This is a genomic window from Pontibacter sp. GD7, from assembly GCF_058216375.1.
Genome location: NZ_JBYZMP010000002.1, coordinates 297820 through 318419 on the forward strand (window position 1 = coordinate 297820; position 20600 = coordinate 318419).

Annotated in this window: 22 protein-coding genes; 17 read left to right on the plus strand and 5 right to left on the minus strand. The window is 47.3% G+C overall.

Annotated features, from left to right (window positions below; genetic code table 11):
- Positions 1 to 9 precede the first annotated feature (9 nt).
- The 8 genes from panB to AC4BAP_RS04350 all read left to right on the plus strand — a co-directional run bounded on the left by panB (position 10) and on the right by AC4BAP_RS04350 (position 6095).
- Positions 10 to 828 (plus strand): 3-methyl-2-oxobutanoate hydroxymethyltransferase, encoded by an 819-nt coding sequence (gene panB / locus AC4BAP_RS04315; protein ID WP_490581393.1) that lies wholly within the window; start codon positions 10 to 12, stop codon positions 826 to 828.
- Between the two features lie 201 nt (positions 829 to 1029).
- Positions 1030 to 1707: an RluA family pseudouridine synthase gene (locus tag AC4BAP_RS04320; protein WP_490581394.1), complete on the plus strand. Its 678-nt coding sequence runs from the start codon at positions 1030 to 1032 to the stop codon at positions 1705 to 1707.
- 142 nt (positions 1708 to 1849) lie between these two features.
- Positions 1850 to 2611, plus strand: coding sequence for an acyl-CoA desaturase (locus AC4BAP_RS04325; RefSeq protein WP_490581395.1), 762 nt, complete (start codon positions 1850 to 1852; stop codon positions 2609 to 2611).
- A gap of 416 nt (positions 2612 to 3027) precedes the next feature.
- Positions 3028 to 3576 carry a 30S ribosomal protein S16 gene (locus tag AC4BAP_RS04330; protein ID WP_490581396.1) on the plus strand — a complete coding sequence of 183 codons (549 nt, stop codon included), beginning with the start codon at positions 3028 to 3030 and terminating at the stop codon, positions 3574 to 3576.
- 12 nt (positions 3577 to 3588) lie between these two features.
- Positions 3589 to 4164 carry a ribosome maturation factor RimM gene (gene rimM / locus AC4BAP_RS04335; protein ID WP_490581397.1) on the plus strand — a complete coding sequence of 192 codons (576 nt, stop codon included), beginning with the start codon at positions 3589 to 3591 and terminating at the stop codon, positions 4162 to 4164.
- A gap of 2 nt (positions 4165 to 4166) precedes the next feature.
- On the plus strand, positions 4167 to 4856 hold the full coding sequence (gene trmD / locus AC4BAP_RS04340) for a tRNA (guanosine(37)-N1)-methyltransferase TrmD (RefSeq protein WP_490581398.1): 690 nt from the start codon (positions 4167 to 4169) through the stop codon (positions 4854 to 4856).
- A 159-nt stretch (positions 4857 to 5015) separates the two neighbouring features.
- Positions 5016 to 5369: a 50S ribosomal protein L19 gene (gene rplS, locus AC4BAP_RS04345; RefSeq protein ID WP_490581399.1), complete on the plus strand. Its 354-nt coding sequence runs from the start codon at positions 5016 to 5018 to the stop codon at positions 5367 to 5369.
- A 138-nt stretch (positions 5370 to 5507) separates the two neighbouring features.
- Positions 5508 to 6095 carry an inorganic diphosphatase gene (locus AC4BAP_RS04350; RefSeq protein WP_490581400.1) on the plus strand — a complete coding sequence of 196 codons (588 nt, stop codon included), beginning with the start codon at positions 5508 to 5510 and terminating at the stop codon, positions 6093 to 6095.
- 472 nt (positions 6096 to 6567) lie between these two features.
- Here AC4BAP_RS04350 and AC4BAP_RS04355 read toward each other — a convergent pair whose 3' ends face one another.
- Complete coding sequence (locus AC4BAP_RS04355; RefSeq protein ID WP_490581401.1) at positions 6568 to 7266, minus strand: DNA repair ATPase; 699 nt, start codon at positions 7264 to 7266, stop codon at positions 6568 to 6570.
- A gap of 218 nt (positions 7267 to 7484) precedes the next feature.
- On the opposite strand from AC4BAP_RS04355, the gene AC4BAP_RS04360 reads away from it, so the two are divergent.
- The 3 genes from AC4BAP_RS04360 (at position 7485) to AC4BAP_RS04370 (ending at position 9583) form a co-directional block, all read left to right on the plus strand.
- A complete protein-coding gene (locus AC4BAP_RS04360) occupies positions 7485 to 7892 on the plus strand; it encodes a 6-pyruvoyl trahydropterin synthase family protein (protein ID WP_490581625.1) in 408 nt (135 codons plus the stop codon).
- On the plus strand, positions 7855 to 8547 hold the full coding sequence (gene folE / locus AC4BAP_RS04365; protein WP_490581402.1) for a GTP cyclohydrolase I FolE: 693 nt from the start codon (positions 7855 to 7857) through the stop codon (positions 8545 to 8547). Before AC4BAP_RS04360 ends, folE begins: the two co-directional genes overlap by 38 nt.
- Before the next feature lie 124 nt (positions 8548 to 8671).
- Positions 8672 to 9583, plus strand: coding sequence for a TIGR01777 family oxidoreductase (locus AC4BAP_RS04370; protein WP_490581403.1), 912 nt, complete (start codon positions 8672 to 8674; stop codon positions 9581 to 9583).
- Between the two features lie 76 nt (positions 9584 to 9659).
- On the opposite strand, the gene AC4BAP_RS04375 is transcribed toward AC4BAP_RS04370, so the two are convergent.
- Positions 9660 to 11990, minus strand: a complete 2331-nt coding sequence (locus AC4BAP_RS04375) for a penicillin-binding protein 1A (RefSeq protein WP_490581404.1) — start codon at positions 11988 to 11990, stop codon at positions 9660 to 9662.
- Positions 11991 to 12174: 184 nt separating this feature from the next.
- On the opposite strand from AC4BAP_RS04375, the gene AC4BAP_RS04380 reads away from it, so the two are divergent.
- The 4 genes from AC4BAP_RS04380 to AC4BAP_RS04395 all read left to right on the plus strand — a co-directional run bounded on the left by AC4BAP_RS04380 (position 12175) and on the right by AC4BAP_RS04395 (position 15017).
- Positions 12175 to 12681 (plus strand): hypothetical protein, encoded by a 507-nt coding sequence (locus AC4BAP_RS04380; protein WP_490581405.1) that lies wholly within the window; start codon positions 12175 to 12177, stop codon positions 12679 to 12681.
- A 61-nt stretch (positions 12682 to 12742) separates the two neighbouring features.
- Positions 12743 to 13531: a class I SAM-dependent methyltransferase gene (locus AC4BAP_RS04385; protein WP_490581406.1), complete on the plus strand. Its 789-nt coding sequence runs from the start codon at positions 12743 to 12745 to the stop codon at positions 13529 to 13531.
- Positions 13532 to 13624: 93 nt separating this feature from the next.
- Complete coding sequence (locus AC4BAP_RS04390) at positions 13625 to 14497, plus strand: UbiA family prenyltransferase (protein WP_490581407.1); 873 nt, start codon at positions 13625 to 13627, stop codon at positions 14495 to 14497.
- Positions 14498 to 14543: 46 nt separating this feature from the next.
- Positions 14544 to 15017, plus strand: a complete 474-nt coding sequence (locus AC4BAP_RS04395) for a hypothetical protein (RefSeq protein WP_490581408.1) — start codon at positions 14544 to 14546, stop codon at positions 15015 to 15017.
- Positions 15018 to 15490: 473 nt separating this feature from the next.
- On the opposite strand, the gene rho is transcribed toward AC4BAP_RS04395, so the two are convergent.
- On the minus strand, positions 15491 to 17176 hold the full coding sequence (gene rho, locus AC4BAP_RS04400) for a transcription termination factor Rho (RefSeq protein WP_490581409.1): 1686 nt from the start codon (positions 17174 to 17176) through the stop codon (positions 15491 to 15493).
- A gap of 285 nt (positions 17177 to 17461) precedes the next feature.
- On the opposite strand from rho, the gene serS reads away from it, so the two are divergent.
- Both serS and AC4BAP_RS04410 read left to right on the plus strand, forming a co-directional pair.
- Complete coding sequence (gene serS, locus AC4BAP_RS04405; RefSeq protein WP_490581410.1) at positions 17462 to 18736, plus strand: serine--tRNA ligase; 1275 nt, start codon at positions 17462 to 17464, stop codon at positions 18734 to 18736.
- Between the two features lie 32 nt (positions 18737 to 18768).
- Positions 18769 to 19059, plus strand: coding sequence for a hypothetical protein (locus tag AC4BAP_RS04410; RefSeq protein ID WP_490581411.1), 291 nt, complete (start codon positions 18769 to 18771; stop codon positions 19057 to 19059).
- Positions 19060 to 19109: 50 nt separating this feature from the next.
- Here AC4BAP_RS04410 and AC4BAP_RS04415 read toward each other — a convergent pair whose 3' ends face one another.
- Together AC4BAP_RS04415 and AC4BAP_RS04420 are read right to left on the minus strand one after the other, a co-directional pair.
- Positions 19110 to 19502: a hypothetical protein gene (locus AC4BAP_RS04415; protein ID WP_490581412.1), complete on the minus strand. Its 393-nt coding sequence runs from the start codon at positions 19500 to 19502 to the stop codon at positions 19110 to 19112.
- A gap of 42 nt (positions 19503 to 19544) precedes the next feature.
- The gene (locus AC4BAP_RS04420) at positions 19545 to 20528 is read right to left on the minus strand and encodes a glycosyltransferase family 9 protein (RefSeq protein ID WP_490581413.1); all 984 of its coding nucleotides are present in this window, start codon (positions 20526 to 20528) and stop codon (positions 19545 to 19547) included.
- Positions 20529 to 20600: the final 72 nt, after the last annotated feature.

The following is a 20600-nucleotide window of genomic DNA, read 5'->3' on the forward strand; positions in this document are numbered from 1 at the left end:
GCAACTACTATGTCTGTTCACAAAAGCGACGTTAAGAAAGTAACCACGCACCAGCTCCAGAACATGAAGGAGCGCGGCGAGAAGATCTCCATGCTTACAGCCTACGATTACTCCATGGCCACCATTCTGGATGCCGCCGGTGTAGACGTGTTGCTGGTAGGCGACTCTGCCTCCAACGTAATGGCCGGCCATGAAACTACGCTGCCTATTACACTGGACCAGATGATCTACCATGCCTCGTCAGTGGTACGCGGCGTGAACAGAGCTTTTGTTGTGGTGGATATGCCGTTTGGCTCGTACCAGGGCAACTCTTCTGAGGCACTGCGTTCCGCAATCCGCATCATGAAAGAGTCTGGCGGACACGGCGTAAAACTGGAAGGCGGCGCTGAGATAAAGGAATCCATTACCCGTATACTTAGCGCAGGCGTACCGGTTATGGGCCACCTGGGGCTTACTCCGCAGTCAATTTATAAGTTCGGAACCTACACCGTTCGCGCAAAAGAGGAAGCCGAAGCACAAAAGCTGATCGAAGACGCACTGCTGCTGCAGGAGTTGGGCTGCTTTGCCATTGTGTTAGAGAAAATCCCTTCAGATTTGGCTAAGCGCGTGGCCGAGCAGTTGCATATCCCGATCATCGGAATTGGCGCCGGCCCGCATGTTGACGGACAGGTACTGGTAATACACGATATGCTGGGCATAAACAAGGAGTTCAAGCCTCGTTTCCTGCGTCGTTACGCCGACCTGCATACCATTATGACAGACGCCGTGCAGAACTACGTGAAGGATGTAAAGAGCCAGGATTTCCCAAGCGAAAAGGAAGCGTATTAATTTCAGTTAAGAGTTAAGAGTTGAGAGTTAAAAGTTAAGAGTTTTTGGGTTGTGTGAATAAGCATGACGCGCTATGCTTTTCAAGCAACCCTTGTAGGTATAGCCACATTAACCCGTTCTTTCTAAATTTAACTCTTCTCTTACCTAACTCGCTTTTTATTCTTCTTACTTTTAACTTTTAACTTTTAATTTTCAACTGGTTTGCTAGATGTTCTTTTTGAGGATAACCATGTGCTGGTGGTAAATAAGCCGGCCGGCTTGCTGGTGCACGGCGACGAAACCGGTGACACCACACTGGCTGACCTTGCCAAGGAGTACATCAGGCAAAAGTATAATAAGCCGGGTAACGTTTTTATAGGTGTGGTTCACCGCCTCGACAGGCCTGTCAGTGGCGTGGTGCTTCTGGCAAAAACATCAAAGGCACTGGGCAGGCTGAACGAGCTTTTTAAGAGCAGAAAAACGCAGAAAACATATTGGGCGGTGGTTCAACAAAAACCACAAGCAGAGGAAGGCACCTTGGTACACTGGCTGGTAAAAGATACCTCGCGTAACGTAACGAAGGCATATGCCAGGGAAAACAAAAGCGGGTTGCGCTCTGAGCTGCATTATAAATTGCTAAGTGCAAACAAAGGCAAATACCTGCTGGAGGTTAACCCCATAACAGGACGCCCACACCAGATACGGGTGCAGCTGGCAAGTATAAAATGCTCTATACTAGGCGACCTGAAGTATGGCGCGGCCTCTCCCCTGCCTGATAAAAGTATAGCCCTCCATGCAAGGCAGCTACAATTTGAGCACCCCACGCTGAAGAAGCCTATTACAGTAAGCGCACCTTTACCGCATAACCCCGTGTGGCAAACTTTTGAAAGTATAAACTAGCGTTGCTACATCAAATTATAAAAGTGATTTTAATCATTTTCTGAACTTTTATATCCTTTACGCTATTTTACTTTGAAATCGTATCGTAGATTTGCATGTTAGCTTGTCTAACCGATATCCTAAACACCTATTCATCAATTAAATGGCAATTCTAATTTTCTTTGTTGTGCATTGGTACCTGTCGCTGTTTGTACAGACATTTTACCTGCACCGCTATGCCGCCCACAAAATGTTCACCATGAACCCTTTCTGGGAAAAAGCATTTTACCTTTTAACTTACTTGGCCCAGGGCTCCTCGTTTTTGTCGCCGCGTGCTTATGCCATCCTGCATCGTATGCACCACGCTTTCTCTGATACAGAGCGTGACCCGCATTCGCCGCACTTCTCCAACAACGCCTTCACGATGATGTGGAAGACAAAAGAAATCTACAACGATGTGCTTAACCGCAGGGTAGAGCCAGAACGCCGTTTTGAAGGTGATTATCCGGTTTGGGGATTATTAGAAAGAATCGGTGACTCCTACTACTCCAGAATTGGGTGGGGCGTGGCTTATGTATTGTTTTACATTGCCTTTGCTACCCAGTGGTGGATGTATTTGCTATTGCCTATCCATTTCCTGATGGGTCCGGTACACGGTGCCATCGTAAACTGGAGTGGACACAAGTATGGCTATCAGAACTTCGATAACAACGATAAATCAAGAAACTCGCTTTTCTTCGACTTCCTTACAGGCGGAGAGCTTTTCCAGAACAACCACCACAAGTTACCTAACCGCGTAAACTTTGGCGTGAAATGGTGGGAGTTTGACCCAACCTGGCCAGTGATCTGGACCTTGGACAAGCTGAGCATCATAAAGCTGAAAGCCCCTAAAGCCAAGAATGTAAGAGCAAAAGTAGCTGCATAAGTATAAAAAGCCCTCCCGAAACGGAGGGCTTTTTTTTTGCAAGTCCTATCTTAGGGGCAGGTCGCGACCCAATGCTGTCAATTTAAGGATTATGTAAAGCTGATTCGGACATCCTTGTCAGCGTTGCGGAATTCGGGGACAAGGATGTCCCCTGGCAGTTTTACTTTTGGGCAAAGAAGTCCGAAAGAGCATTTTCCTTTAGTTGACGGCATTGGGTCGCAACCTGTCCCTAATAATAGCCTCTTTCTATACTTTCCCTAACCTCTTGGCGCAGTTATACTTTTACAGAAATCACGCCCATAGAACTACTTGTTTTTCATTCCTAAAAACTTTGTAATAAACCAAATAATATACGTACCTTTGCGGTTCTAAAAAACTGGCGGACGGGATCCGCCGACTTAACTACTTATAAAAAAATGGCAGTAAAAATCAGACTGGCCCGCAGAGGCCGCAAGAAAGCCGCTATCTACGATATCGTAGTAGCAGATGCTCGTTCACCACGTGATGGTAAATTCATCGAGAAACTAGGCACTTACAACCCTAACACAAACCCTGCTTCTATCGACTTCGATCAGCAGAAGGCGTTTACTTGGGTAATGAACGGTGCTCAGCCTACTGACACAGTAAAGGCGATGCTTTCTTACACAGGCATTCTTTACAAGAAACACCTTCAGATTGGCGTGATCAAAGGCGCTATCTCTCAGGAAACAGCTGATGCTCGTTTCGAAGAGTGGAAGCAAGCTAAAGACGCTAAGATCGAAAGCAAGCGTCAGGGTCTTGTTTCTGACAAAGCAGCTCAGAGAAAAGCAGCTCTTGAGGCAGAGACTAAAGTTAAAGAAGCTCGTGCAGAGGCTATCCGTCAGCGTGAGGCTGATAAGGTTGCAGCTGAAGCTCCTGCTACTGAAGAAGCAGAGGCTCCTGAGGCAGCAGCTGAAGGTGGCGAGTCTACTGAAGAGCAGGCATAAATTATCCTTGCCATGAATATTGATGCCTGCTTTCTGTTAGGATACATCGTCAAGACGCATGGCACAAAGGGCCAGGTTGTCGCGTTTTTCGACGTTGACTACCCGGAGGATTATGAAGATCTGGAATCAGTTTTCCTTGAACAAAAAGGAAGACTGATTCCTTTTTTTATAGACTCCATCAACCCGGTCAAAGACAGCCGTTTCATCATTAAGTTCGAGGACATTAACACGATGGAACAGGCAGAGGCGCTACGCGGCACCTCTTTGTATTTGCCACTGGACGAACTGCCAGAACTGGATGAAGACCAGTTTTATTTCCATGAGGTGATCGGCTACCAGGTAGTGGACCAGCACCATGGAAAACTAGGCACCGTAAAAGAATTCTACGACCTTCCGCAACAGCAACTAATGGCCATGGATTACCTGGGCCAGGAAATGCTGATCCCGGTTATGGGTGAGATCCTGCTCCGTGCTGACCACGAAGCTAAGGAACTGCACATCAGCCTGCCTGAAGGACTGCTGGAGGTATACACCGAACCAGCAAACCCCGAAGACGCCGACGACCAGGACGACGACACGGAGGAATAAATATGCGTTTCGACATTATCAGTTGCCAGCCCGACCTGCTGGAAAGTCCTTTTAGCCATTCTATTGTTAAGCGTGCCCAGAACAAAGGCCTTGTAGAGATACACCTGCACGACCTGCGCAAGTATGCCGTGAACAAGTATGGCCAAATAGATGATTATGCATTTGGGGGCGGCGCCGGTATGGTGATGATGATTGAACCGATTGACAAGATTATTACCGAGCTGCAGACACAGCGCACCTACGACGCCATAATTTACATGACCCCGGACGGTGAGACGCTGAACCAGCAGATCGCTAACAAATTCTCACTGCTTAAAAACGTAATTATACTTTGCGGCCACTACAAGGGCGTAGACGAACGTGTACGGCAGCATTATATTACCCATGAGATAAGCATCGGAGATTACGTACTGTCTGGTGGTGAACTGGGTGCCGCGGTATTGGCTGATGCCATCATCCGCATCATACCTGGTGTACTGAACGACGAATCCTCGGCCTTGACAGACTCTTTTCAGGATGGGTTGCTGGCTCCGCCTGTTTATACCCGCCCGGCAGAGTATAAAGGCATGAAGGTGCCAGATATACTGATGTCGGGGGATACACCTAAAATTGAGCAATGGCGCTTTGAACAGGCCGTGGAGCGAACAAAACAACGCCGCCCCGACCTGCTGGATGAGGACGTGATCGGGTAAACCCTTGCTGATTATACTTTTTTTGCTGCCCTTGCGCCCTTATTTTAGCAGTGGCAGTAAAAAACTATATTTTTTTTCTGCAAATGTTCTTATGTAATAAATATTTACATATCTTTGCAGTCCGAATTTTGAAGAAGATACTTTAAGAAAATAGCCATCATGAGCGAGTTAATTAAATTTATTGAGCAGGAATCTACTGACAAGCGCGCCTCTTTCCCATCGTTCCAGGCGGGTGATACTATCAATATCCACGTAAGAATCCGCGAAGGTAACAAAGAGCGTATTCAGCAGTTCCAGGGCGTTGTAATTCAGCGTAAGAATGTAAACACTAACGGTGAGACATTCACTGTAAGAAAAGTATCTAACCAAATCGGCCTTGAGCGTATTTTCCCACTTCTTTCTCCAGCTATCGAGAAAATCGAGCTTGTAAGAAGAGGTAAAGTAAGAAGAGCAAGACTGTACTACTTAAGAGGTCTTTCAGGAAAAGCATCTCGTATCAAGGAGAGAAGATAAGAATACCTGTTTTCATAAATTTTCCGTAGTTTTAGTGAAGAGGAGTTGCTTTGGCAGCTCCTCTTTTTTGTTTATACCTTTGCAGTAAGCCAACAAAACAACTAACTACCGAATTATAATTTAAAACACTGGCAAAGTATGATGAAGCATTTACTTATTACCGCCTTGATCTGCAGCACACTTTGCATGGCAGGCTGCAAACCCGATGTTACAAACCTGCCCACCTACACCGGCAAAAGACAACTGCAGGCCGTAATTGAAGTGCCGGCCGGCAGCAGCAAACAGATGAAGTATGACCGCCAGGCCCAGGAGTTTACCACCGTTAAAACAGCAGGAAAGGAGAAGGTAATTGAGTTCCTGCCCTACCCAGCCAACTATGGCTTTATCCCGTCCACAGAGATAGACAAGGAGGGAAATGGATTGCCAGTACTGGTACTTTCAGGAAGTATGCCCACAGGTACTGTGATGGAGGTTCTGCCAATTGCCGTACTACAACTGGAAACAAACGGTGAACTAAACCCGGTAGTGGTAACTGTGCCAGCGCGCCCAAGCGAAAGAACGATAAATGCCACCACGCTGGCGGCATTCTCTCAAAAGTACCCTGCCGCGAAGGAGATTCTGCAACAATGGTTTGTAAACCAGGACCGCACCCAAGAAACTAAGTTTGTAGCCTGGCGTACCGAACGTTTCGCCGATAAGGAGATCCTGCGCTGGATGAAACTGTAGAAAACTAGCCCAAATACCCGTAGAGATTTTATACTTCACATTTCCCATGCCTTCTGAACTGCGAGATTTAGTAGTATAAAATATTGCGTCTAATACGAGTATCTGGCCTTATACTGTCCCACATCTTTTCTAGAACAGGCCCTTCTTTAGAAGAATTGTCCCTTGAGGGTGGGGTCGTTTCATCCTATTTTTATCTGCCGCAAGTTTTCAACTTGTGGTTTAAAATATTGTTGAGTTTTCAACTCAACTGAGCCAGAGGCCCAGCGATAGCCAAACACGAGCAAGGACGTTCGCGCCATAACCTTGTAAATTGTAGAATGAAACAGCCTTGTTTTTCAGTGGGGTTGGGTCAGAATTAATACCAGCCTCATTCAGCTAAATCACAACCTGATGTAAATAAAAAATGCTGATCGGCAGGTGCTTTCTCACAACTGCCGATCAGCATAAGTATAAATTAATCTTAGCTTAACTACTACTTTATCAGCATCAGCTTTGCCCTTACAGCCTCCACCGCTTTCTCCATTTCCTGCACACGCTGGCGGCTTACCTCCTGCTGTGTCTGGTTATTGATCACATCCTGCTCCAGCTGCTTAAGATCACTGGCATTGCGCACCAACTCAGCCTCCAGCTCCTGTTTGCGCTTTTTGTTTTTCTCTATGTTCAACTGTATGTCATTGGCCTGCTTCACAACACGGTCCTGCTCCAGTTTGGTGGCACGCAACACATCTTCAGCCTCGTTTATCTGGCGCAATACATCTTCGCGGTATACTTTGCGGGCAAATCCACGCATGAAGTTCTCGGCAGCGGCATACTCTTGCGGCGTAGCATTTTTGTCTACGTATGCCACTCCCATGTCCAGGCTCCACCAAACGAAGCTGCCCGAAGTGCCACTGCCAACCGTAGAGAGTACACGCATTGGCTTGTTGCTTATCGTGTCTATTACGGCGCCCTCAATGGTATAAACGCCTTTGCTATACTTTACCTTGCCAGCCTTGGCATTCAGGTGGTCTTTCCAATATTTCTCTACAAATTTCGGATCAAGCTGCACAGTCAGTTGCTGCCCACGGCGTAAAATACCGTTTACCGCCTGCTCTGTCTCCTCTACCTTAACCTGCTGCGCCTGGCAAATGCCGGCTACCATTAATAGCATTACAAGTAAAACTGTTCTCATTCTCATGCCTGATTTTAAAATTTGGATTTATTATACTGATAAGACCACGAAAATAAATAATAGGGCTGATATACAGCAGGTATCAAAGCATTAATTTAGCGAAAAATTGGTTTGGGAATAGCATTACCTGCGTTAACTTTGTAAACTTATGGCCTTTCCTGTAAAAGATGACCGCAGGGCGGCTTAAACATAAGCATTGTTAGGTTGTTGCTCAAATGATGAAAGTAACCGTTTGCCGAAAAGAACATTTTAATGCAGCACACAGGCTGTACAATCCATCCTGGAGTAACGAGCAGAACGACGCCTTTTTTGGAAAGTGCAACAACCCAAATTACCACGGCCACAACTACGAGCTCATTGTTAAGCTGACAGGCCCCGTAGATCCGGATACAGGATATGTGTATGATATGAAAAAGCTCAGCACACTGGTGCAGGAGGAAGTAATCTCTAAATTCGACCACAAAAACCTGAACCTGGATACAGAGGAATTTGCACAAATGAACCCAACCGCAGAAAATATTGCTGTGGTAATATGGAACAAGCTGCGTCCTAAAATTGATGCCACCCTTGAGCTGGCAGTCGTACTTTATGAAACCGAAAGAAACTTTGTTGAATACAATGGATAACCAGGACTGGAACCACGATGAAGAAATGGATGACCACATCCTGAGTTCCTTGGAAACGCCACTGCGCCCAGATGCATTCGATCTCTCCGACAGTGAGAAGATCGCCATCATCGAAAAACATTTTGCCCAGATCATGCACACGCTTGGCCTGGACCTGACGGACGACAGCCTGAAGGGTACACCGCACCGTGTGGCAAAGATGTACGTGAAAGAGATTTTTAACGGCCTGCACCCGGAAAACAAGCCTGCTGTTCGCCGCTTCGAGAACAAGTACAAGTATAACCATATGCTTGTGGAGCGCGACATTACGGTTTACTCGTCCTGTGAGCACCACTTTGTGCCGATCATTGGCAAGGCGCATGTTGCCTATGTGCCCAACGAGCACGTAATCGGCCTATCAAAGCTGAACCGTATTGTGCAGTACTATGGCCGCAGGCCGCAGGTGCAGGAGCGCCTTACCATGCAGATCGCCAACGAACTGAAGCAGGCGCTGAAAACAGAGAACGTGGCTGTGATGATCGAGGCGGACCACCTTTGCGTGATGAGCCGCGGTGTGAATGACGTGACCAGCAGCACTATTACTGCGGAATACTCCGGCCTTTTCCAGGAGGACCATTTCCGTAGTGAGTTTCTGGCGCACATACGCAAAAAATAGAGCAGCCAAACCGCTATCCGGGCAGTTTAGGTGTTATTTGCATAATATATAGCCAGGGATAAAACACATTACCGGTTTACTTACGTATAGGATCATTTCTATATTTTATCAATAAATCAAAACTATGCCAGGCAAAGTACTTATTACAGGTGGATCAGGGTTGGTGGGCATGCGCCTTTCCGAAATGCTGATAGACCTGGGGTATGAAGTGGCACACCTGAGCCGAAACCCGAACAAGGTATCCAGCTATAAAACCTTTAAATGGGATACCAGCAATGGTTATATCGATGATAATGCCATCTCCTATGCCGATTACATCATAAACCTGGCCGGTGCCAGCCTGGCAGACGAGAAGTGGACCGACGAGCGTAAAAAGGTGATACTGCGTAGCAGGGTGGATAGTATAAACCTGCTGCACAAGTGCCTTGGCCAAACCCAGCATCATGTAAAAGGCTTCATTTCTGCTTCGGCAATAGGCATCTATGGTGACTCCGGCGACAGAATAGTATCCGAAGAAAGCACTTACGCAGATGATTTTCTGGCAGAGGTTTGCAAAGCCTGGGAAGCCGCGGCATGGCAGATGCGCGACCTGAACCTGCGCACAGTTATCCTAAGGCTGGGTATTGTGCTCAGCGATAAGGGAGGCGCGCTTCCTCAGATCGCAAAGCCGGTTAAGCTTATGGCCGGTGCCCCGCTTGGCTCAGGAAAGCAATACATGTCGTGGGTGCACATTGATGATGTATGCCGCCTGTTTATAAAGGCCATTGAAGACACACACATGGAGGGTGTATACAATGCCGTTGCGCCGCACCCGGTAACCAATGAGGTGTTTACCAAAGAGCTGGCCGAGGTAATGCACAAGCCTCTGATATTGCCAAAGGTGCCTGCATTTGCTATTAACCTGATGATGGGTGAAATGAGCGAGGTGGTTCTGGCCAGCCAGCGAGTGAGCGCAAACAAAGTGATGCAAACCGGCTTTACCTTCGAATACAATTACCTGGAAGAAGCCCTGGAGTCGTTTTACAAGCACAGCTAAAAAGCTATATCATAAAAACAGAGCCGGCCTACTATACTTTAGCAGGCCGGCTCTGTTTTTATACTTGCCCTACCGGTTAAAACAAATCTCCGCCAAGGTTCAATATTTCAAGCACCGAGTCTACGGCAGCAGAGTCCGGAACGGTGGTTTTAGGCAGCACAGTGGTACAGCTATACTTCTTGCTGATATTTACCGTAGGCCCCGGAAAACGGCCCATGGTGTACCCTAAAGACTGGTCTTTATAGATGCGCTCCATGTAAAGGCCAAATACTGGAAGCGCTGTTTTAGAGCCTTCCCCTAATTGCGATGTTCTGAAGTGTATACTTCTGTCTTCGCCGCCTACCCACACACCGGTCACCAGATCCTTGGTCACGCCCATGAACCAGCCATCTGAATGGTTTGAGGTGGTTCCGGTCTTTCCTCCTATCTCATTTCCTTTCCAGAGATCATACTCCCACAGCGCCTGCGATGTACCACCTGGCTCTTCTATACCGCCTTTCAGCATGTGCATCATCAGGAATGCGGTTTCTTCGCTTAATACTTTCTTCTGCTTAGGTATGAACTGATGGATCAGGTTGCCATTGCGGTCTTCGATGCGGGTAATGAACATTGGCTTGGTATGAAACCCATGGTTCGGGAAGGTACTGTAAGCGCCTACCATTTCAAAAACAGACACGTCGCTTGGGCCTAAACCTATGGAAGGCACCGATTGTAACGGACTGTTGATGCCTAAACGCTTGGCATACTTTACCACCGTTTCCCAGCCTATCGTTTCGGTTAGCTGGGCCGTTACGGAGTTCACAGATTTACCCATGGCGCGGCGCAGTGTCATAGGGGCACCGGTATACTGCCAATCAGCGTTTGTAGGCGACCACGACTTCTTCTCCCCGTTCTCTACATAGTTTATCGTGATGCGCTTGTCAACGATCTTATCACATGGCGAGTAGCCATTGTCAATGGCAGCCACATACACAAACGGCTTAAATGTAGACCCCGGCTGGCGGCGTGCCTGCTTCACGTGGTCATACTTAAAGTATTTAAAGTTAATGCCACCTACCCATGCTTTAATATGCCCTGAGAACGGGTCCATGGTCATCATACCGCCATGCAGGAAATGTTTGTAGTAAGCCAGAGAGTCCAGTGGGCTCATTGTAACCTCCTTTTCCATCTCCGGGTTATCCCAGGTAAACACCATCATTTTGCGGGGAGTGTTCAATTCACGGTTAATGGCTGCCACATCGTTGCCATACTTTTTCTTCAGGCGCTGGTAATAGGCCGTACGCTTGATAGTGGTTTCGATAAAATCCGCAATCTCTTTGTCGTTCTCGTCTACCCATGGGTTGCGGCCCTGCCAGTGGCTGTCGAAGCGGCGCTGCAGTTTGCGCATGTGCTCCTGCATAGCCTCCTCGGCATGTTTCTGCATACGCGAATCGATGGTAGTATACACTTTCAGGCCATCGCGATACAGGTCGTACCCGTTTTGCTTGCACCACTCCTGCAGGTACTCTGCCACAGCCCCTCTAAAGTATGTGGCCGGGCCATCGTAATGGTTTTCAACTTTGTAATCCAGCACAAGCGGCACCTGGCTAAGCGAATCGGCTTTTGCCTGCGGCAGGTAGTTATACTTTGCCATCTGGGCCAGCACCACATTACGGCGGCGCAGTGCATTCTCAGGGTTAAACCTTGGGCTGTAATAGGTCGGGGCTTTCAAGAGACCAACAAGGGTGGCCGCCTGCTCAATTTTAAGGCTATCCGGGGAGGTGTTAAAAAATGTTTTGGACGCTACCTTGATGCCGAATGAGTTAGAGCCAAAGTCCACAGTGTTCAGGTACATGGCCAGGATCTCGTCTTTTGTATAGCGCTGCTCCAGCTTGATGGCGGTAAGCCACTCCTTTGTTTTGGAGATAACCAGGTTTACCCCCGGAACGTGCCCCAAAACGCCCTTCGAGTCGTTGGTTCTGGTTTTGTAGAGGTTCTTGGCAAGCTGCTGTGTAATGGTGCTGGCTCCGCGTGCATCGCCTTTAACGCTACCATATACCGCTGAGGCTATTGCCGCCGGGTCTATACCTGCATGCTCGTAAAAGCGCACATCCTCCGTTGCCACCAGGGCCTTTATCAGCATCGGCGACATTTTGGTATAGGCCACAGGGCTGCGGTTTTCCTTAAAGTACTTACCTATCAGTTGCCCATCCGAAGTATAAAGTTCAGAGGCTTGGTCTGAGCGCGGGTTTTCCAGTTTATCCAGGCTCGGAGAGGCGCCAAACAAGTAAAGCAGATTGTGCTCTACGCTTAGCAGGTACAATACCACAAAGGCAAAGCCCAGAAAGAAGCCTTTCCAGATAAACCTGATAATTCCCTTGTATATCGACCCTTTCGGTTTCTCTATTTCAATTTGCTCCTTCAGCATGGCTATCAAACAGAGGCAAGCCTCTTAAAATTCCGTTTCAGATGTTAAAAAACGCCTGCAAATATACCCTTTGTAAAGCACAACTACTGTGGAAACATCATAAAACTTCAGGCATATGAAGTAAATCAGCGTTTGTTTTAAGGTAGCTGGTTATCTTTGCCTTAGCATTTAACCTCTTTTAACAATGGAGCAGACACTTCAGCAGGCATTAGACAGGACCATAGGGCTGGCGCTTACCAAAACCACACGCAACGAGGCTGTACAATATTTCCACTTCGGCAGCACGTATTATACTACGCCGCAGGGCCTTGTGCTGGATGTTGGGGAAATGACACTGGCCGTGAATTGTCCCTGGCAAGTGCAGCTACCAGACGGACAAAGTATAAAGCACACCGAACTGTACATCAGAAAGCGCGAAGCAGGCTTGCCTACCCCTGTCTGGGATTGGAAAAAGCCAGGATCCAGCCTGAGCGACCAGCGCCTGATGGAGCTTATCAATGATAACCCGAACCTTGTGGTAGAGCGCATCGAGCAGCAACAGGATTATACTTTGATGTTATACTTTACCGATGGGACCATACTTTCGGTGCTTCCGGAGCCGGAAGCGGCAAACGAGGAATACTGGCAGCTTTTCAGCAATACCGGCGATGGGCTGCGCATAGGGGCAGGAGCAGCAGGGTTTATACTTTAGCGCCAGCCTCTGCCGGCAACTTTTAGGGCGGGTGTTCAGTATTTTAAAATAAAAAAAGGCATTGAACATCCGCCTCCAACTTTTTGAGCTAGAAGACCAGCAATGGTTTCCGCATGTGGTACGTGAGGGCATGCAGGATTACCTGCGCTTTATGATCAGTACACTGGCTACGTATGAGGCCGCACTCCCTTATTTAGAGGAACTTCTCTTAAAAACAAAACAGCAACATATAACCGACCTCTGCTCCGGGGCAGGAGGCGGAATTGCAGGTATACGCGAGGCTTTGAGCAAACGCATGAAAACGCCTGTACATGTAACCCTAACCGATCTTTACCCCAACCTCGACGCTTACGAGTATCTCTATAACCAGTCTAAAGGCGCAATTACATTTATACCCGACCCTGTTAACGCCCTTGCCGTACCCGACCAACTGAAAGGCGTACGCACTATCTTTTCCTCGTTTCATCACTTCCCGCCGCACATTGCCCGAAACATTTTGCAGGATGCCGTGGACAAAGGGGCTGCCATCGGGATATTTGAAGGTGCCAAGAAAAGCTGGACCGAGCTACTTCTGCTCTGGATCACCTTCCCGATCGTTATCGTGCTGGTAACGCCGTTCATCAGGCCGTTTAAGATCAGTAGGCTTTTTTTTACGTACATTCTTCCGCTTATACCTTTGGGCATACTCTGGGACGGCACCGTATCGCTGTTACGCATATATCCCCCGAAAAAACTCCTCAGCCTTACCCAAAAGCTTACCGGGCCAAAGTATACCTGGAAAGCCGGAAGGGCAGGCAGCGGCCCCGGCAAACACGTTATCTACCTGATCGGGTATCCGGACAATGAGTGAATGAGTGAATGAGTGCGTGAGTGAATGAACGAGGAATAAATAAACACTAACAACGATTAACCAATAACTATTAACGAACAACGGATAACTAAAATGACCAGCTATAGGAGCGCATTTATTTTGATGCGGATACCTTTCTCGGTGTTTCTGATGCCTGTGTTCTGGTTTGCCTTAAGCACTCTGGAAAGTATAAACGCGGGCCGCGCTGTGGCTGTGTTCCTGATCCTGCACTTACTGGTATACCCAGCCAGCAACGGCTACAACTCCTACTACGACCGCGACGAGGAAAGCATTGGCGGATTAGAGCGTCCGCCAAAAGTAACGCGGGAGTTAATGCACCTTGTACCGCTTTTCGATATTTTGTCTGTTGGATTCGCCTTGTGGCTATCCCCGTTATTTGCTGTCCTTGTTGCCTTATACCTTCTCATCTCAAAAGCTTATAGTTACGAGGGCATCAGGCTAAAAAAGCTTCCTGTTATCAGCACCTTGGTTGTTACGCTTTTCCAGGGGGCCTTTACATTTTTTATGGTGCAGATAGGCGTTGGCACACCGCTGTCTGTAGTATTGCAGCAACCAAACATCTGGTTTGCACTGGTAAGCACGCTTTTTCTATGCGGCTCTTATCCGCTTACACAGATTTACCAGCACCGGGAAGACAGCCGTAGAGGCGACAAAACCCTGAGTTTGTTACTGGGCATTAAAGGCACTTATATATTTGCAGCGCTCAGTTTATTATCGGGCACAGCCCTTCTCTTATGGTTATACTTTAGCCAGCAGCAATTGCAGAATATTGTCATCTTCCTGATCTGCACAGCCCCTATTTTATACTTCTTTACAGGATGGACCATGCGTGCTTTTAAAGATCTGCGTGTGGTCAACTATAAGAATACCATGCTGATGAACAAGCTATCGTCCTTATGCATCAGTTTAGCCTTTATTTTGATACTTGTGGCGAACCTAGTATAACCAAAACACAATATTTCGTATACAGGGAAAAACAGCTTGCCGGCTTATGAAATTTCTCTATGCAATTCCCGCTGGTTTGGCAGCCACTGCCGCCATGACTGCGTTTCTGTACCTGTTATCGTTCCTGACACACCGTGTGATGAAAGTAGCCAAAATACTTGGTACCATGATCACAAGGCAAACAGGCCCGGACGGCAGCCTTTCCGATAGCACAAATGCCAAAGTGGTGGGTAACATTGCACATTACCTTATCGGTATCTTTTTCGCGGTAGTGTACCTGGCCCTGTGGGATTCTGGCGTAGGCCTTATTACTGCCTCCTGGGGATTGTTTTTTGGACTGGCACACGGCATCGTTGCCATGGTTATGTGGTACTTCTTTTTTATGCTGCACCCAAACCCTCCCATTATTCCCCTTCGTACTTACCTACTCACACTAATAGTTGCACATTTAGTGTATGGCTTTGTGGCCACTTATACTTTTTATCTCCTGCTTAAACCGGATTATGTTTTTTGGTGGTAGGGTTTTAGAATTAGGAATGAATAATTAAGAATGAAGAATTAAGGGGAACAATTAACACACCCCTCACCCCTCTCAAGAGGGGAATTTCGCAACACCGGGTCAAACCACCCCTTTATCCCTTCCTTATCCAAGGCGGGGAGTTTCTAGCCATTACCAATTTATATTTGTTTGCAAGTTGCAAAAGCCAATAGCTAAGAAGTGTCAATCCCAGTTTCTCTGTTGAGCCGCCTTGTGAGATCCGGTGCCCGGAGGGCAGCGCGCAAGCGCAGGAGGGAACACAGCGGCGATGCAGAGAAACGAGGCCACGCGGCCTTGAGCGCACCAGAGCAAACTATAAAACGATAGGCAAGTAGGACTGAGGATTGACCGCTACGCGTTAGAAAGACAAATACCGTATACCCCACTATAAATAAAAATCGCCTGCCGGATACTAAACCCAGCAGGCGATTTTATACTATGATTTAAGCTAAAACTTAGCCATTCATCGAAATTAGGAACTCTTCGTTGCTCTTCGTGCCTTTCATTCTGTCTTTCAGGAATTCCATAGCCTCTACTGAATTCATATCCGACATAAACTTGCGCAGGATCCAAACACGGTTCAGTTCGTCTTTGTCCATAAGCAGGTCTTCACGGCGAGTACCAGAAGCAGGAACGTCGATAGCCGGGTAAATACGCTTGTTGGCAAGCTTACGATCCAGCTGGAGCTCCATGTTACCAGTACCTTTGAATTCTTCGAAGATAACCTCATCCATTTTAGAACCAGTATCGATCAGGGCAGTAGCGATGATCGTTAAAGAACCGCCGTTCTCTACGTTACGGGCAGCACCAAAGAAACGCTTCGGCTTGTGCAGCGCGTTTGCATCCACACCACCTGATAAGATCTTACCAGACGACGGAACTACTGTGTTATAGGCACGGGCCAGACGCGTGATAGAATCAAGAAGTATAACTACATCGTGCCCGCACTCCACCATACGCTTGGCTTTGTCCAATACAATGCTGGATACCTTCACGTGGCGCTCCGCAGTCTCGTCGAAGGTAGAGGCGATTACTTCTGCCTTTACGCTGCGGGCCATGTCGGTCACCTCTTCCGGACGCTCGTCAATCAACAGGATCATCAGGTATACTTCCGGGTGGTTCTCAGAGATTGCGTTGGCGATCTCTTTCAGCAACACGGTTTTACCTGTTTTTGGCTGTGCCACGATCATACCACGCTGGCCTTTACCGATAGGTGCAAAAAGGTCCAGGATACGTGTAGAAAGCTGGCTTGGGCGTGTTGTAAGTTTTAAACGCTCTTCGGGGAAAAGCGGTGTAAGGTGCTGGAAAGGAATACGGTCACGGATCTCCTCAGTGGTGCGTCCGTTTACCGTTTCTACTTTAAGCAGGGCAAAATATTTTTCACCTTCTTTCGGAGGACGGATCTGTCCTTTTACCGTATCACCTGTTTTCAGGCCAAAAAGTTTGATCTGCGACGGAGACACATAGATATCATCCGGAGAAGCCAGGTAGTTGTAATGTGTAGAGCGAAGGAAACCATACCCATCCTGCATCAGCTCCAGCACACCTTCGTTTATGATAATGCCGTCAAACTCTTTAAAGTTGCTGCTGCTAACCTGCTGCTGTTGCTGCTGTGGTCGGCGCTGATTATCGCGTTGCTCACGGTTTTCGTTGCGGTGCTCGCGCTGTTCGCTGCGGTTATCTCTGCTTTCGCGCTGCTCGTTGCGGTTGTCGCTGCGCTGCTCACGGCCTTCGTTGCGGTGCTCGCGGCGGTTTATGCGCTCACGCGGTTCGCGCTGCTGGTCCTGCGGACCATGGTCTTTTGCTGGTGCTGTGGCTTGCACAAAATTTTGGGCATTGTCACGGCGGCTGTTGTGCTCGCGTGCAGCTCTTCTCTCAGCGTGGGCTGGGGCAGCTTCTGACACTTCTTCTACAGCTACTGTTGTGTTTTCTTCAGCTTCGTTGGCTGCTTGCTCTGAAGTACGGGCAGGAGATTTGTACTTTTTGGCTATTTTTTCGGGAGGGGTAATGGCTTGCTGATCCAGGATTTTATAGATAAGATCTTGCTTGGAAAGTTTTTTAAAATTTTTAACACCCAGATCTTCAGCAATTTCCTTGAGTTCTGAAAGAAGTCTATCTTTCAATTCTTCAATATTGTACATAAATACGTGGTATGGTAGTTAATTTAACTTGCTAGGTTTGCATGGGCGAACGCAGCGAGAGATTATAATTTAAAACTAGGAAATAGAATAGGTTGCGAAAGAGTTTGTGAGGCACAGAATAGGGCCTTCTTAAAAATTGCAGTGCAATGTTATTGCAATGCCGCGTAATTAACAAATATTACGGAGCATTTTATGAAAAAAGTTTCATTTTTTGCCTAAAAGATTTCGTAAATGCCTCAAACTAGTCAAAAAAGTATATTTTTGTAGGTATACATAACACCCACTATGCTACAGCTATCAGTTTTAAGAGAGCAAACCGAGCAGGTTATTGCCGGCTTGACCAAAAAAAACTACAAAAATGCGGCCGAGGAAGTAGCCGCGTTACTGGAGCTTGATCAGCGCCGACGCCAGGTGCAGAACGAGCACGACGAACTTCAGAGCAAAGCCAACTCCTTATCCAAGGAAATAGGCATGCTGATGAAGAACGGCGAACGTGAAAAAGCAGAAGCCTACAAATCTGAAACTTCCGAGCTTAAGCAAAAAACAAAGGCCCTTGCTGATCAGCAGTCTGCTTTGGAAGAAGAGATTCAGCAGGCACTATATAAACTGCCAAATCTTCCGCACGAAAGTGTACCTGTAGGTAGAACAGCAGAAGACAACGAAGTAGTTCTACAAAACGGAGATATTCCTCAGTTGCATGACGGTGCACAACCGCATTGGGAGCTCATCCAGAAGTATGATATTATTGATTTTGAGTTGGGTAACAAGATTACCGGCGCTGGCTTTCCTGTATACAAGAAGCAGGGAGCACGATTGCAGCGTGCCCTGATCAATTTCTTTTTAGACGAGGCCATGAAGGCAGGCTATGAAGAAATTCAGCCGCCGATTCTGGTAAATGAAGCATCCGGCTTTGGCACCGGCCAATTACCTGATAAAGAAGGCCAAATGTATCATGCCACGGAAGATAACTATTACCTGATCCCAACGGCAGAGGTACCGATTACAAATATCTACCGCGATGTAATTGTGCCTACAGAACAGTTACCGATCAAGAATACCGGCCATACGCCATGTTTCCGCCGCGAGGCTGGTTCGTGGGGTGCTGATGTGCGTGGCCTGAACCGTTTGCATCAGTTCGATAAGGTAGAGATTGTGTACATCACTACACCTGACAAATCTTATGCGGCACTGGAAGAGATGAGCAGCTACATACAGGGCTTGTTACAGAAACTGGAACTGCCTTTCCGCGTGCTGCGCCTTTGTGGCGGCGACATGGGCTTTACCTCTGCCCTAACCTACGACATGGAAGTATACTCTGCAGCCCAGGGTCGTTGGCTGGAAGTAAGCTCTGCCTCTAACTTTGAAACATACCAGGCCAACCGTCTGAAACTTCGTTACAAAACAGAATCAGGCAAAACACAGCTGTTGCATACTTTAAATGGCAGTGCCCTTGCCCTGCCACGTATCGTTGCGGCTATACTGGAAAATAACCAGACACCGGATGGTATCAACATGCCAAAGGTGCTGCACCCATACTTAGGGTTTGAGAAGATTGGTTAATGTGCTGATTTTTTAATGAGATAATGTGTTAATTGGCACTTTATGAAAAGCAAAACAGCCGCTGGATTTATACTTCAGCGGCTGTTTTGGTTTTATACTTTTGGTTTGATGTGGTGAACCAGCAGGAGACGCAAAATATTGCGTCTCTACATGAGTTAATTTATTTCACAAGTGACGTTGCGCCCCAAGCTGCAAACAATGAAGCTGTAAACTCAACCTCAACAACAAACTCGTTATCCTTGATTGTAGAGACGCAATATTTTGCGTCTCCTGGTTTGCTACATGGCAATATGTTTGTCGGAAAGTATAGAAGAGATGCTTAGAAAGGACCTCACAGCGTCTAGCAGACCTGTGAGCGTGTGTGCCAAATTCTTTACCCAAACTGTTCTAAATACTGCTGATAATAGTTCTTCAGTTTATACTTTTTCATTACTTCTCTGGCCTCCTCCATACTTACTTCGGTGAGCACATGATTCTGCAGCAATTCAAGTATGGCTTCCTGTTCTGCAGTATCTATACTTTCATAGGCTTGCATGAAAGAAGGAGTAAGTGCCAGCTTATTTTTCTGGATTTGCACCAATCCTGACGCGGCAAGCTTTTCCAGTGCCTGTTCTACTTCTTTTAAAGTATAAACTGTACCATCTGCAGCATCAGCCATCAACAGTACTTCCTGCAATGGGGCGCCTCCTTCTCCGCCGGTTGCCAGAAGTATGGCTTCAGCAAAACCAGCATCGGTTGCCTGCCAGGTAAGGTTATACTTTGGCATCTACAAATTTCCTCATTTTCAAATTTTCAAATCTCTGATTTATCAAATCTCCAGATCAGCAAACGAAATATCGCGCATGCATTTAAAATGTCCTTTTGGACACTTTTTGTAGCCAATCTTTGAGCAAGGGCGACAGCTGAGACCATTTACCTCCAGCACTTTATACTTTGTCCGGAAGGGGTACATGCCGAACTCCGGAATGGTGTTGCCCCACACACTGATAATGTCTTTCCGGAAAGCGGCCGCAATGTGCATCAAGCCGGTATCGTGGCTAACTACCTTGCTTGCCTGCCGCACCAGCGAGGCCGAGCCATTCAGGTTATACTTGCCACATGCGTTGTAGATCGTTGTTCGTTGTTCGTTGTTCGTTGATCGGTTGTCAAAGCGGGCAGCAATCTCTTCTCCTGTGGCGGCATCTTCTTTTCCGCCTAAAAGTATAACCGGTTGCTGCAGGCGTTCGCACAGTTCCATGATCCGCTCGGTAGGCAGTCGTTTGGTGTAGTGCTGCGCGCCTATGGCAAACGCCACATACCCATTTTGGAAAGCCGCTGGCAAAGTATGGATGTCCACCTCATCCTGTGCAGGTATAAAGTAGTCAAGCCCCTTCCCATCATCCTTTACGCCCAGGGAAACCGCCGCATCCAGGTAGCGCTGCACAATATGTACATCGGGCAAACGGTTCATTTTAAAATTCACCATCAGCCATTTTTCGTAGTTCAGCTTATCAAAGCTGCGACCTGGTTTGCCCAGCCTGGTTTTTATGATGCGGGTACGAAGGTTGTTGTGCAAGTCTACCACATAATCGAAATTATCAGCCTTCAACTCCTGTACCAGATCATTCAGCTTATCTCCGAGCACATGCACTTTGTCCACGTATGGGTTATGGGCAAGTATACTTTGGAAAGCTTTCTTGGTGCAATAATGTACCTCCGCACCTGGCACCTGCTCTTTTATACAGCGGATAACAGGCGTGGTAAGCACAATATCGCCGATGGAGGAAAAACGAAGTATGAGAATTTTTGGCATGTTATACTTAAAACTATGCCGCAAGCTTTCAGCTTGTGGCTACGCTTGAGGCAAGCTTTCAGCTTGCAGATT

Excerpts from the sequence above, each read along its gene's own strand:
- AC4BAP_RS04415 (WP_490581412.1), bottom strand. The coding sequence starts at position 19,502 with ATGCCAAAGTATAACCTTACCTGGCAGGCAACCGATGCTGGTTTTGCT.
- AC4BAP_RS04375 (WP_490581404.1), bottom strand. The coding sequence starts at position 11,990 with ATGCTGAAGGAGCAAATTGAAATAGAGAAACCGAAAGGGTCGATATAC.
- AC4BAP_RS04380 (WP_490581405.1), top strand. The coding sequence starts at position 12,175 with ATGGAGCAGACACTTCAGCAGGCATTAGACAGGACCATAGGGCTGGCG.
- AC4BAP_RS04350 (WP_490581400.1), top strand. The coding sequence starts at position 5,508 with ATGATGAAGCATTTACTTATTACCGCCTTGATCTGCAGCACACTTTGC.
- trmD (WP_490581398.1), top strand. The coding sequence starts at position 4,167 with ATGCGTTTCGACATTATCAGTTGCCAGCCCGACCTGCTGGAAAGTCCT.
- rho (WP_490581409.1), bottom strand. The coding sequence starts at position 17,176 with ATGTACAATATTGAAGAATTGAAAGATAGACTTCTTTCAGAACTCAAG.
- serS (WP_490581410.1), top strand. The coding sequence starts at position 17,462 with ATGCTACAGCTATCAGTTTTAAGAGAGCAAACCGAGCAGGTTATTGCC.
- rimM (WP_490581397.1), top strand. The coding sequence starts at position 3,589 with ATGAATATTGATGCCTGCTTTCTGTTAGGATACATCGTCAAGACGCAT.
- AC4BAP_RS04395 (WP_490581408.1), top strand. The coding sequence starts at position 14,544 with ATGAAATTTCTCTATGCAATTCCCGCTGGTTTGGCAGCCACTGCCGCC.
- AC4BAP_RS04360 (WP_490581625.1), top strand. The coding sequence starts at position 7,485 with ATGAAAGTAACCGTTTGCCGAAAAGAACATTTTAATGCAGCACACAGG.
- AC4BAP_RS04330 (WP_490581396.1), top strand. The coding sequence starts at position 3,028 with ATGGCAGTAAAAATCAGACTGGCCCGCAGAGGCCGCAAGAAAGCCGCT.
- AC4BAP_RS04370 (WP_490581403.1), top strand. The coding sequence starts at position 8,672 with ATGCCAGGCAAAGTACTTATTACAGGTGGATCAGGGTTGGTGGGCATG.
- AC4BAP_RS04390 (WP_490581407.1), top strand. The coding sequence starts at position 13,625 with ATGACCAGCTATAGGAGCGCATTTATTTTGATGCGGATACCTTTCTCG.
- AC4BAP_RS04325 (WP_490581395.1), top strand. The coding sequence starts at position 1,850 with ATGGCAATTCTAATTTTCTTTGTTGTGCATTGGTACCTGTCGCTGTTT.
- folE (WP_490581402.1), top strand. The coding sequence starts at position 7,855 with ATGAAACCGAAAGAAACTTTGTTGAATACAATGGATAACCAGGACTGG.
- AC4BAP_RS04355 (WP_490581401.1), bottom strand. The coding sequence starts at position 7,266 with ATGAGAACAGTTTTACTTGTAATGCTATTAATGGTAGCCGGCATTTGC.
- AC4BAP_RS04420 (WP_490581413.1), bottom strand. The coding sequence starts at position 20,528 with ATGCCAAAAATTCTCATACTTCGTTTTTCCTCCATCGGCGATATTGTG.
- rplS (WP_490581399.1), top strand. The coding sequence starts at position 5,016 with ATGAGCGAGTTAATTAAATTTATTGAGCAGGAATCTACTGACAAGCGC.
- panB (WP_490581393.1), top strand. The coding sequence starts at position 10 with ATGTCTGTTCACAAAAGCGACGTTAAGAAAGTAACCACGCACCAGCTC.